The following is a 13,291-nucleotide window of genomic DNA, read 5'->3' on the forward strand; positions in this document are numbered from 1 at the left end:
AGTATTAATAATTATAGTAGTAATGTTAATGTTATTCTTAAATTAGTGTCTTCATTAACAAATTAAAGAAATGAATATTTTCAATATTTCTATCAAATCAATATTATTGCTATTCATCTTCCTTTTTCCTTCTTTTATAACGGCTCAGTCACCTGTTATACTAGATAAGATTACAACATTAGATAGTTATAAGAAACTGTATGAAACGAATACTTTTGATCATAATAACAGTTACTTTAAGTCTAATGATAAAGGGCAGTGGAATAATATACCTCTAGAGGATGTATATTTTTATGAAGATCATCTGATGTGTTCTATTGATACTTCAGCTAAAAATATAACTACTAAATTAATCGACTACTTAGAAAAAACATACCCAAATAACTTAACAGTTGAGGAAATGTATTATGAGCTTATTTATAAGGTTGCTACTCGTGGCTTTACTATTGAGCTTACAGTAAAAGCAAAAACGAAAGAAGAAATAACGGAGGATACCAAGGGAAGAATGCAAATCACTTTCTCAAAAGTAGCTGATAACCCTATTGCTAATTTATCAGAAGAATTAATGATAAATAAAGAGGGGCTTATTTGTCAGTTGTATGTACACTGTAGTAATGTTTTACCTAGTGTTTTAGTAAATGGTATCCCTATATTGTCAAAAAACGAGGAAGATAAGTATTCGCGTTATGAAACTATTGTACTTAACCCATATATCCTAAATCCAGAGACACCTATTGACTTGTCCTTTGCCTTCACTCCTGGTATTGATGATAAAGGTAATATCATGACGCATATTCCTAAAAAATCGAAAGCTAGTGTAGCTATCGAATATGTCAATAGAAAAGGTGATATTATAGAAACTATAGATCTGTTTAACAATCAAGTTTATCTAATAGATACCATTGTAGAAAATCGCCAAATACAATACCATCATTATTATGGTACAAATGATTATACAAAGAAAGATATTCGATTTAACCATCAGCTAAAACCTTTAGTAGATTATAAAGTTACAGGATGGTCTAAAGGAAAAGACCTTCGCAAAGAAAAGAATCTTGAAAAGCGAATCAAACAGTTCTATGCAGCGTACGCAGCCCTGATATTAGATAAGAATCTCAATCAGATTACCCAACTAGTATATGATTCATTCTTAGAGAAATATACGTATAACTATAATAGTACTGAACAAAAATCATATCATGATTATGACAATATGGAATATATGTTAGAACAATCTTTTAAGGTTGTAACCGCACAACAAACCAAACTACATATCAGTAATGATGGAAAATTAGCTTATTTAGAAGCGCTAGATAAAACTTCGTATTTAAAAGCAGTTGGTCTAAGTTATATAGAGAATATATCCTTTATGTTCTACATAGATCAGAATACAGACGAATTAAAAATTATCCGATGAAAACATACCTAAATATATGTATACTTTTTTTGATTACGCAGGTAACAACAGCACAAGTTGATATAAAAAAGTATAACGCTACTACTACCAATCAAGAGTATATTGATTTACTTAAAAGTGATTTAGAAGACCTTAATCGGTTTGTAAGATTATTTAGCAAAAGCAATGATAAACCAAGTAAACCTACTGTAGTTGCCCCCTTAAAACTAGCTTTTAATCAACAGGAGTATGATGCTAATATCGATCTATTAATCCAAGCTAATATTCGGTTTATAGATTTTATAGCAGAAGACGCTGTTACAATACAACTTATAAAAGACCCTGCCATCTATAGGTCTCTAGATGATATCAAGGCTCCTATCTATGTAGAAAAGGTGTATTATCACGATGGTACAACACAGAATATGGAGGTAAAGAAGGATGTGAATACACATTTCACTACTGAGCTAGGACTTACTAAGGCTGTAGATAAGATAGATATTAGGATTCCTTTTTCTACCATGCAAAAACTAGATAGTATCGTACTTCCTGCTGCAGTTAGTCAAAAAGCGAAATATAATGGAGTAGATATAGAGGTAGTGGAAGTATCAGATAAAAGTGTATTGCTTAGGACTTCCTCTGATCAATTGGAGTTAGATGATATTCAGGCAATCTTAAGAGATAAAAGACGTGTAAAGAGCTATATGTCTCAGCGATCTGGTATGCATCCAGATCAGTTTGATCTTTTTTTACAGCTATGTATAAAGAAAATTAGAGAGATTCTAGCACTTTCTGAAGAGAATATCAATATGGAGCATTCTCAATTCAAAAAGGATATAGGTGCTAAAATGGACGCATTAGAGAAGCAATTATCAACTGATTATAAAAAATCACAGCAGGTTACTTATCTATATTATGAGTTTGGAGAGCCTATAGATAAAATAGTTCTTTATAAGGGGAGTGAAACCTATCAAAGAGATGTAACTATGACATTGAGTAATAGTATGCCTAGTACTCACTTTATTGACTATAAAGATGATAAAACATTGATATACAATAAAGATCTAAAACTAGTAAAAGAATTTTCAGGTACTTATACTTTTATTAATGATTGTTATTTTAGAACAAACAGACAATACTTTTATTTGAATGATAAATTAGAGATGCAACCCCTTTCTTATTATAAATTGGAGAACTTAGTTAATAATTTTATAGTTATAAAAGAGGATGATGAATCCCCATGGGAATTAGTAGATCCAACGAATAAAAAGATCATGAAGGTAGATAACTATGAGATGAATAATAAGTATAATTTCACTTTAATCGAATCGAATGCTTCATATTATCTACTAAATAAGAACACCCTAGCACCACAGAAAATCACTAATGTAGATAAAGTTAGCACAGCAGATAAAGGATATTTTATTGTAGAGAAGAATAATAAATTTGGCTTTATGAATACAGAAGGAAAGATTGTTGTACCTATTCAGTATGATGATGCACATGCTTTTGACGATATGACTGATTTATTGCCAAGTGATTTATTATTTGCTGTCAAACAGAATGAGAAGTGGGGCTTTGTAGATATACATAATAAGACTGTTATTCCATTTATGTATGATGATGTTAAAGGACCTTTTTCTTATGGAATAGCGCCTGTATACTTAAATGATACTTTAGGATTAATTAATTTAAAAAATGAGAAAGTATCTAAGTTTATGGACAGAAATTATTTTGGCTCTAGTAATTTTGGAAAGAGAACGATGGGCTTAAGTGATGGTACTTATAATCATAAAGGAGAGAAAGAAAAGAAATAAGGAACAGTATTCGATAGATACTATACCTGCGTAAGTTATTACAGACACCCCTTCATTGATTTCTATCAATAAAGGGGTGTTGGTTTAGTATAAGGTGGTTTTATATATTATCTCTTAATTGCCACTATTAGGTAGGTATCTTTTTCTAGACTCCTGATCAGAACTTTTTTAGGTTTACTATTGCTTTGCTTGAGGATTGCTAGGGGGATTCTTGCAGGTTTCTTCGACAAAACAGCCTTCTAGGCAAGGAAACCCCAAGGAAAGTGCAAGAAAAATAGATTATTAACCTCTTATAGCTATAGATTTAAACATTGTATAGGAGATTAATTTATTATATATTTTAATATGCTCTTAACATATATGGAGTGAAAACACTCATATTTATTAAACTTAGCGCTCTTATTAGATAATAAAAGTTATTTAGTACTAGATTTAGTATTAGATATAAACAAGCAAAGTAGTTGATAATATACAAATCATTATCACTATCTATAAACTTTAAATTTTAAATTAGATGATAATGAAAACCTTTCTAAAAGTATTGTTGTTTTTAACTCCTATAATGTGTTTTTCACAAGTAAAGCAGACAGTACGCTTTCAAAATTTGTATGAGAAGGAATCTTTAGAGAGTAACTGGTATATAGAAAAAGGAGCTACTGAGTATAGTGTAGTAGTAGATAGCTTAAATAAAAAAGAGAAGTCTCTGAATATAAAATCTTCTGGTGATAATCATTCTTATTGTAGTGTGTTAAGTAAAATACCGAATGGTTATCAGGGAGATACTCTTGTACTATCAGCGTTTATTAGAAGTAAAGATATTGAAAAAGGTGATGCTAAGATTATGATTAATCTTTTAAAGAGAGGAAGTTCTATAAAATATGCTATGCTAGAACATAATGAGATAGTAGGAACGACAAATTGGAAAAGGTATAGTGTAAAGCTTCCACTTGATACAGCTACAGATACGATTTTTATTGTTGGAGGATTACAAGGAAAAGGAGAGGTGTGGTTTAAAGACTTTGAAGTGACATTAGATGGTAAAAGTCTAAAAGAGCTAGAAAATGTTAAAAAATCACCTCCTAAAGCAGAACTAGATAATGAGTTTGATACTGGTTCTAAGTTTACACTGGATAAAGTGAATGAGACGAGCGTAAAGAGGTTAGCAGAATTATGTAAGGTGTGGGGGAGACTTAAGTATACTCATCCAGATATCGCAAAGGGTAATTACAATTGGGATTATGAACTCTTTAGGATATTACCAATAGTAAAAAGAAATGACTTCCAAGAACAATTAGTACTATGGAAAAATCGTTTTGCAGAAGAGTCCTTGACAATTCCTGATAACCACTATTATGTGGATTTTTTTCCAAATGTAGGTAATGCAATTTTTGAGAATGAGAAGAGTTATAAAGATATTAGCTTTGATGATCACGGTTATCGTTTATTAGCGCTATTTCGTTATTGGAATGTGATAGAATACTTTTATCCTTATAAAAATTTGATTTCTAAAGATTGGGATACAGTATTAGAAGAATATATCTTCAAGTTATTGTCTAGTAGAGATGAGTTAGAATATAAGATGGGCCTGATGAAATTGACTAAAAAACTGGGGGATGGACATTCTTTCTTTAATGCAAAAGGAGATAGGCTGATGGGGGAGTATTTAGGTCTAAAGATTATACCTCTTAAAGTTAGGTTTATAGAAGGTAGATTAATGGTCACAGAACTAATCAAGGGAAGAGAAGAAGAGTTCAAAGTCCGCATTGGTGATGAAATAAAAACAATCGGAGGAAGAGGTGTTAAAGAAATAATACAGGAAAGAGAAGGGTTCTATCCTTATTCTAATAATAACGCTAAGCTATATAATTTAGCAAGTTTTATGTTGAGAACGAATAAAGCAGAGTTAGAATTAGGATTGCGTAGTGAACAAGGCGATTTTAAAGAATCATTACCTACTGTTGATTTACATGAATTTGCTTTTTTTACTGATCCTTTAATTTCGCATCAGGACTTAGATAATAATCTAGGTTATATCAATATTGGAGCTTTGAAGAGTGGAGAGTTGACTGATATTATGTTGCGTTTTAAATCTAAAAAGGGGATTATCTTAGATTTTCGTTCTTATCCGATCATTAGTTTAGGAGAGTTAATGAAATATTTTACCCAGTCAGGAGTACCTTTTGTTAAATATAAAATACCAAGCAAGAATGAATTAGGTAAATTAAATGACGATGAAAGTAAGACGTATGGCGATCCTAATTATTACTATCCAGGGAAAGTGTCTATTCTAGTAGATGAAAGTACAATGAGTGCATCAGAATTTAATGTTATGGGATTACAGACATCACCTAATGTAAAAGTAATAGGTACACAGACAGCTGGTGCAGATGGTAATATCAGTATTCTAATATTACCAGGGGATATACAAGTTATTTTCTCAGGTATCGGTATATATTATCCTGATGGCTCTGAGACTCAGAAAATAGGTGTTAGAATAGATGAAGAAGTTATCCCTACTATACAAGCTCTAAAAGAAAAGAGAGATTTAATACTAGAAAAAGGAATTGAGAATTTGCTTTAAAAAAGGGATATTTATGATTAGAGAATTTATAGCTACGTTATTTGTCTGTTTTGGTCTTTCTGTATCCTTTGGACAAGTACAAGAATTAAGTAAAGAAGATTTTATCAATTCTAATTTTGAATCTTTAACTACGTTGAAGTCAGATTTAAAAGATGTCAGTATTGTTGGGCTAGGAGAGTCTTCTCATTTTATGGGAGAAACTTATAGAGCTAAAGTAAAGATGGTGAAATATCTTCATGAAGAATGTGGTTTTGACGTATTGGCGATAGAGTCACCATTGTATAATGCGAAGGAGTATTATAATGATAGTATTAGTAAGGGAAAAGTAACAGGCGATGATTTTCTAAGAAGTGGAGCAATAAGTGGAGTATGGCTTTCAGATGATATGCTTGAGTTATTTAATTATATCGTTGAAACACAAAAAACAGATAGACCATTGATTTATGCAGGTTTTGATAATAGCTTCTTCCATTTGGACAGTCAAATTGATGAAAATTTCAGAAAGTTTATAACAAAGCTAAATGAAGCAACTATGTCTGAAATCACCACAGATAGTATTTTTATTTCTTCTTTAAATCATGCAGTAAGAAAATCATATTCAATTAAGACACTACCAGTTTCTGATACTTTAGTGCTTCACAGTAAATTTCAAGAAATAAAAAAATCATTAGATAAATTAGAAGTTAAAGATAAATACTTTAAGTACTGGGAACAGATTTTAGTTAATCTAGAGTCTAGATACCGTATGAATTATAAGTTATATGACAGGGATTACATGATGGCTAAAAATGTTGACTACTTAGTTAACAATGAATATCCTTATAAAAAAATGATTTTATGGGCTGCAACAGTCCACTTATTGGCAGATAAAAATTCTACTCAAGATACTAAAAAGAGGGACAGGCAGTTTATGGGCTATTTTTTAAAACAGAAATATAAAGAGAAGTACTACCATATTGCTTTTGTACCAGGTAGCGGTGTTACTGGTCTTAAAGGGTATTTAGGTATAGGAAAGAAAAGAGTCGTTGCGACTAAAGGCAGCATAGAAAGATATATAAAAGAATCAATAAAGGAGGAGTACGCCTTTATGTCTACTAGAACTGATTTGAGTAAAGAGATAGTTAATAACCATAAGATTAATAAGTCATTATTAATAGGTTTAACCCCATATAAGACCGATATATCTACAGTAGTGGATGGTTTTTTCTATATGAGACAAGAGTATTTACCAGAATTTAAAGAAAGAAAAAGAGTGTGGACTGAATTTAAAGAAAGTAGTTCTATCCCTTTATAGGATGAAAATAATTTTAATAACACAAAAGTATGTACTTTTAGTATTGATCATTTGTTGTTAATTTAGACAAGCCTTAAGGAATACTTAAGGCTTGTTTTTTATTATCCCAAAATATGAAATAGACATATAAACGATAAATAATTGTACAAAATAGATCTGAATTCTTGATACAAACATACAATAGTATGGTTTTATAACTGATGGAGGAGTTATGAAGTAGAATCGCTTTGGAGTATTTGGTTAATGGGATTTTGGAATCATACCTTATTTCTCTGAAAATAGGGGGCTTCTATTTATATTTTTAGGCTATTGATTTATATAAACAATCCTAGATTTTGTAGATTGAAAAAATAGTCAGAATTTTGTACTCGTGAAATTTGCAATCGTCATATTATCCCTATTCATGTTATTCAAGCCAGTACTTCCGGTTGTTGAATATGTGGTGTTATATGATTATATCAAGGATGAACTTTGTGTGAACAGAGATAAGCCAGAGTTAGAATGTAATGGAATGTGTCATCTATCTAAAGAGATGGCTAATGCTTCTGATACAGGTAAAGATAAAAGTAAAAGTAATTTTGCTTCAGCAGAAATACAGCTTGTTTATTTTCAAGACATTGTAAATAACACATCTATTCATTTATTTAAGAGTTATACTTTTAAGGCGTTCTTTAGCCTTGATAGTGTATATACTTATATTTTCAACAATTTCCTTTTTAGACCACCTGTCTAATAAACTATTGACTTTTAGTAGATTATTTGTTTCTGTACCTAACGTGATTGTTGGTCTAGATAGTAAGTAATCATATCCCATTTCATGTATAGTGGATCATATATTGGTATAGTACATTGATTTGTAGGTACCAGTATAATCAGTTGTATCTTTTTGGTATGAGGTATCACTCTTTTGTAGTATGTACTACATGGTGCTAAGTTATTTTATAGGAGAGTTTCTATATCTACTTAGAAATACGATGTTTATATCTCTTTGATAATAAGCATCTACTGTATGTTTTTGGGTAAAATAAGTAAAATAGTTTAACCGATGATATTGTCAATATACTTGATAATGTCCTTAATGCTGTACACTGATTTTGGGTTAAAAGATCAGGTGTATGATTTGATCTATAAAAGAGAATCATACAGATTCGCCTAGTCATGTACACACTTTTATGTAACAATGAGAATCTTAACGTGGATAGTAGTACTGTTTCTGTTTACTACAGCTTGTACTATTGATAAAACAGATTATGAATCAGAAAGTAATATTACGAATCCTGAGCATAATGAATTTAAGGAAGTGGTCTCAATCCAAAAAAACAACTATACAATAAGCTTAGAAGCCTTTAATGGACATCTGTACAAAGGGTATAATGAAGTAAGATTAAAAATCGCTGATGCAACTACAAAGCAAGTTGTAGAGAATGCAAAAGTGACATTCTTACCTATCTATACTACTGCAGAAGGGAAGATAGAGTCATGTCCTAATCAATATGATATGGTGTATGATAAAGGAGAGAAAGTTTATAAAGGTTTTTCTGTTTTTACACAAGAGAATACTCAAGGAGACTGGAAAGTGGAAATCACATTTAAGGATAAGAATCAAAGTGTAACAGCGAGTCAGCTTGTTTTCGTTGAAAAGCAAAACAATAAGAATCTTAATATGACTTCTTTTAGAGGGATTGACAATGAGGATTATATTATAGCATTAGTAGCACCTATAAAACCAAAGGTAGCAGAAAATGAACTTGTAGCTGGGATATATAAACTTAATACTGAAAACAGTAGTTTAAAAGATGCTTATACGGTAGTTGATAATTATACCTTATTACTAGATCCTAGAATGCCTGAGCCTTCGATGGGGAATCACTCTTCTCCTAATAATAAAGATCTAGTACAACGTGAGGATAAGTTCTATTATGGTGTAGTGAACTATACAATGACAGGTAACTGGACATTGAACTTTATTATGCTAAACCAACATGGTCGTATTCTAAAGGGAACGAATGTACCTAGTGATTTTACACCAGGTGTAGAAGGCAAGAAAAGTGAACTACATATAGATACCTTATTTTAATTATTATGAAACCTTTTATTACCATATTAGTCTTAGGGGTTACAACAGCGAGTGTAGCACAAGATAATAAAGGTCTACAAGATAGTATACCAACTGTATTAGACGAAATCTCTATGCTAGTTCAAGCGAAGAAGAGAATAGAGACAGAGATGAAAATGGCTGTGTCTGTCGATGAGTTTTTGGCTTCTTCAGAACAAATAAGTTTTATCAAAAGAGGAGCTTATGCATGGGAGCCTATGCTGAATAATATGAGTACAGAACGCTCTACCTTGACTATTGATGGGATGCATATTTTTGGTGCTTGTACAGATAAGATGGATCCTGTTACTTCTTATGTAGAGAGTAATAATCTATCTACTATAGATATTAAATCTGGTCAAGAAGGAGGAATGCACGGAGCTACTGTAGCTGGGAGTATTGATCTTAAACGAAAAACTACAGCCTTTGGGATAGGACAGGTATGGACAGGTGCCTATCAAAGTGGGTTCGAGTTTAATAATAAACAATTCTTTAATCTTGGTAATGTTTCGTTTTCGAGTGAAAAACTAGCTGGTGATGCTAGTATTGCTTATCGAGAGGCGAGTAATTATAAAGATGGAAATAACGATGAGGTAAAGCACTCACAGTACAAAAAATTTAATACAGCTTTAGGATTGGCTTATAAGACAGGTGGATTATCTTCATTGCGAGCAGATGTTATTTTTGACGTTGCTAAAGATGTTGGTTTCCCTGCTTTACCGATGGATTTATGGCTTTCTCGTGCATTGATTACTTCTGTATCCTATAAACAATTATTTGAGGACAAATTTATACGTGTTTGGGATACCAAGGCTTATTTTAATGCGATAGAGCATTATATGGATGATACTACACGCCCAGAGAATTTGGTGCATATGGATATGCCAGGGTGGAGTACTACTTACGGGTTACTGTCTAAAGCAAACTTTAAAAGTGGAAAGTATTCTTCTGAATTACAATTGAACGCTTATAATAATCTCTCTATTGCAGAAATGCGTATGTACCCACAGGATCGCTCTAAACAAACAATGTTTGCATATAGTTGGCCATGGGTAACGACGACTTATGCAGGGGTGTCATTGAACAATACGATAGAGTTCTCGGATGATCATAGACTAAATTTCGGAGGATCAGCAGGAATAAACTATAATTACTCAAAGTATATAGAGTTTAACTGGATTTTCCATCCAGGAAGCCCACAAGAGAAGACAAGGTTCTTACCAAGTCTACACACTAGTTATGAAATGGATATTAATCGATTTAATTTTTCTGTTGGTGTAGGGTATGGGCATAGAGCGCCTTCTGTGTCGGAAGCTTATGGATATTATATCTACAATAGTTATGATCGCTATGACTATATCGGAAATCCTAATTTAAAAAATGAGATTTCTAATGAGTTAAATGCAAGTGTTGGGTATAAAGGAGATAGATTTTCACTACAAGCTAAGGTAAATTACTTCTATATCAAGAATTATGTTATCGGAAGAATATTGAGCTTAGGTAGTCCGATGAATTATCAATCAGTTGGGGTAAAAGGATATACCTCTTTAGACTACGCCACGCTATTTAACTTCGCTCTTAATGCAGACTATCACATTATGGATGATTTGCATTGGAAAGGTGGTGTAACCTATGCTAGAGGTCAAGATAACGAGAAGGGAAACTTGCCTTTCATTAGACCATTTAGTTATCAGACGTCTTTACACTATCTCTTCAGAGATTTTAGTATACAGACTTCTATCAATGGTGATGCAAAACAACGAGATTTTAGTCCAGAATACGGAGAGAGTTTGACTCCATCATACACGATTTGGAATGCTTCAGTTGATTACACTTTTTATATCAAAAACTTTAAAACAGTGTTTCAAATAGGAGCAGAGAATTTACTGAATGAGTACTATAGTACTTATGCAGATTGGGGTAATATCCCTAGAATGGGACGTAATGTATTCACGTCTCTAAAAATAAACTTTTAAAAATAAAACCTAATAAATAAGACAAATGAAAAATTTAACAAAGAGCTTTTTACTATTTGCAGCTTCATTAGCTGTTGTTTCTTGTTCTAATGATGATAGTAACGCTGTTGCTAATAATGTGACTTTAGAGTTTACAAATACATTCAAGGATAAAGTAATTGTTCTAGGTGATGCTAGTTCTTCTTCTGCTACTGTTAATAAATCTGCAGAGGGACAAGAACATCAATTTTCTGAATTAAAATATGTGATTAGTAATATTCGCCTAATTAAAAATGATGGAAAAGAGATTCCTTATCATGTGAATGACTTAGATAAAGGAGCAACTGTTGTTAACCAAGCAAAGGCAGAGACATTAAATTATTTATTAACTAATATCCCTAGAGGAGAGTATAAACAAATCAAATTTGGTCTAGGTGTACGCAGTGATCTAAATGTTCTTGATCAAATCAAGTTTCCTGTTTTTTATGCTAACGCTGGAGCTAATGATACTGAAATGATGTGGGAATGGGGAACAGGATATCGTTTTACTAAAATAGAAGGATTCTACGATGCTGATAAAAAGCAGATGTCTATACACACAGGAAGTACTCTAGATGATGGAGATAATGGTGAGCTAATACAAGGTGTGGATGCTTATAGAGAGATAGTCTTAAATTTACCAACGCATGCAGTGGTGGGAAGTTCTGCACCAACGATTAAGATTAAAGCTGATTTTGATAAACTATTAACTGGGAAATCGAATACAATTAAATTAAGTACAGGTAAAGGACCAAATGATAATGCTACACCTAATATTCATACAGCAGTACAGATGGTGAAGTTCGTAGATAATTTAGGAGGAAATGGAACGAGTGATGTTACTGGAATGTTCTCTATTATCAGTGTAAAATAAGAAGTACAAGTATAGAAGAGCTGTTATGGAGATAACAGCTCTTTGTCTTCTAAAGGGTTTTATATAATTGCTATTACAAATGAAAACAACAACAAAAATAACTGTACTATTACTTCTACTGTGCTTAATCTCCTGTAATAAGGATGAGTATGAAGATATTGTGATTGACAATCCAGAGATAGAGTTAGGAATTCCTACTAGTTTTCCAGAGTGGAACTCCGCTGCTTTAAAAAATAAACCTACAAAATATGGAGTTGAATTAGGAGAAAAACTGTTTACAGATCCAAGGTTGAGCAAGGATAATACGATTTCCTGTTCTAGCTGTCATATACAAGAATCAGCTTATGCAGATCATCACGCCCAAGCGATAGGTATAGAAGGAAGGGTAGGGCTTCGCAATGCACCTCCTATCCAGAACTTACTCTTTATGAAGTATTACAATTGGGATGGTAGTAAACTTCAATTAGAGAATCAACCTATAGTACCTATTATTACACATGAAGAGATGAACTCTTCTATCGTAGAAGTACTAGATAAAATAGGAACCGATATAGAGTATAAAAAGCTGTTTAAAAAAGCTTATGGCGATGAGTCTATGACTCCAGAGAGAATATATAAGAGTATCGCTCAGTATGAGTATACGTTGATCTCTGCTGATAGTAAGTACGATCGTGTTCAGCTAGGACAAGAGGAATTTACTAGTCAAGAGGCTTATGGATATAGGGTATTTACTCAGAAGTGCAGTAGCTGTCATAGTGGAGCGCTTTTTACAGATCAGAGTTTTAGAAATATTGGTTTTCCTATCAATCCCGATAGTAATGAAGCGGGGAGAGCTAGGGTAACAGGTGATTTAAAAGACTATATGAGTTTTAGGGTACCTTCTCTTCGAAACATTGAATATACTGCACCTTATGGAAGCTTTGGGCAGTTTAGCTCTTTAAAAGAGGTGTTGGATTACTTTGATAGAGGAGTATTAGATGCAGATAACTTAGACCCTATTTTCAAAGAGGCAAACAACCGTATCGCACTTAGTGAAGAAGAGAAAGAAGCTTTAATTGCTTTTATGTCTACTTTAAGTGATTCTAAGTTTATCGGTAAATAATCTGTTAGTTATTGATATATAGCTTTTTATTAGTTGTTATATAAAGTGTTTGTCTATTATTGTTTAGTGGTGGGAATATTTTTTATAGATAGTTATTTTAATTGAATACTTAAAAAAGAGTGTAACAAATTATTATAT

The 13,291-nt window shown here is 32.1% G+C and carries 9 protein-coding genes; all 9 read left to right on the top strand.

Annotation, left to right across the window (positions count from 1 at the left end; translation table 11 throughout):
* The first annotated feature begins 70 nt into the window (after positions 1–70).
* On the top strand, positions 71–1,417 hold the full coding sequence (locus tag HX049_RS12255) for a hypothetical protein (RefSeq protein ID WP_286416131.1): 1,347 nt from the start codon (positions 71–73) through the stop codon (positions 1,415–1,417).
* Positions 1,414–3,213, top strand: a complete 1,800-nt coding sequence (locus HX049_RS12260; RefSeq protein WP_286416133.1) for a WG repeat-containing protein — start codon at positions 1,414–1,416, stop codon at positions 3,211–3,213. The genes HX049_RS12255 and HX049_RS12260 overlap by 4 nt, the downstream gene beginning before the upstream one ends.
* Before the next feature lie 520 nt (positions 3,214–3,733).
* Positions 3,734–5,794 (top strand): S41 family peptidase, encoded by a 2,061-nt coding sequence (locus tag HX049_RS12265; protein WP_286416135.1) that lies wholly within the window; start codon positions 3,734–3,736, stop codon positions 5,792–5,794.
* 13 nt (positions 5,795–5,807) lie between these two features.
* Positions 5,808–7,088 (top strand): erythromycin esterase family protein, encoded by a 1,281-nt coding sequence (locus tag HX049_RS12270; protein WP_286416137.1) that lies wholly within the window; start codon positions 5,808–5,810, stop codon positions 7,086–7,088.
* 370 nt (positions 7,089–7,458) lie between these two features.
* Complete coding sequence (locus tag HX049_RS12275; protein WP_286416139.1) at positions 7,459–7,821, top strand: hypothetical protein; 363 nt, start codon at positions 7,459–7,461, stop codon at positions 7,819–7,821.
* Positions 7,822–8,268: 447 nt separating this feature from the next.
* Entirely contained in the window at positions 8,269–9,165 is an 897-nt protein-coding gene (locus HX049_RS12280; protein ID WP_286416141.1) for a hypothetical protein, read from the top strand.
* Positions 9,166–9,170: 5 nt separating this feature from the next.
* Positions 9,171–11,159, top strand: a complete 1,989-nt coding sequence (locus tag HX049_RS12285; protein WP_286416143.1) for a TonB-dependent receptor domain-containing protein — start codon at positions 9,171–9,173, stop codon at positions 11,157–11,159.
* 25 nt (positions 11,160–11,184) lie between these two features.
* Positions 11,185–12,051 carry an MbnP family protein gene (locus HX049_RS12290; RefSeq protein ID WP_286416145.1) on the top strand — a complete coding sequence of 289 codons (867 nt, stop codon included), beginning with the start codon at positions 11,185–11,187 and terminating at the stop codon, positions 12,049–12,051.
* Positions 12,052–12,130: 79 nt separating this feature from the next.
* Complete coding sequence (locus HX049_RS12295; RefSeq protein ID WP_286416147.1) at positions 12,131–13,153, top strand: cytochrome-c peroxidase; 1,023 nt, start codon at positions 12,131–12,133, stop codon at positions 13,151–13,153.
* Positions 13,154–13,291: the final 138 nt, after the last annotated feature.

Source organism: Myroides odoratimimus, from assembly GCF_030326305.1.
Lineage (GTDB): Bacteria > Bacteroidota > Bacteroidia > Flavobacteriales > Flavobacteriaceae > Flavobacterium > Flavobacterium odoratimimum_A.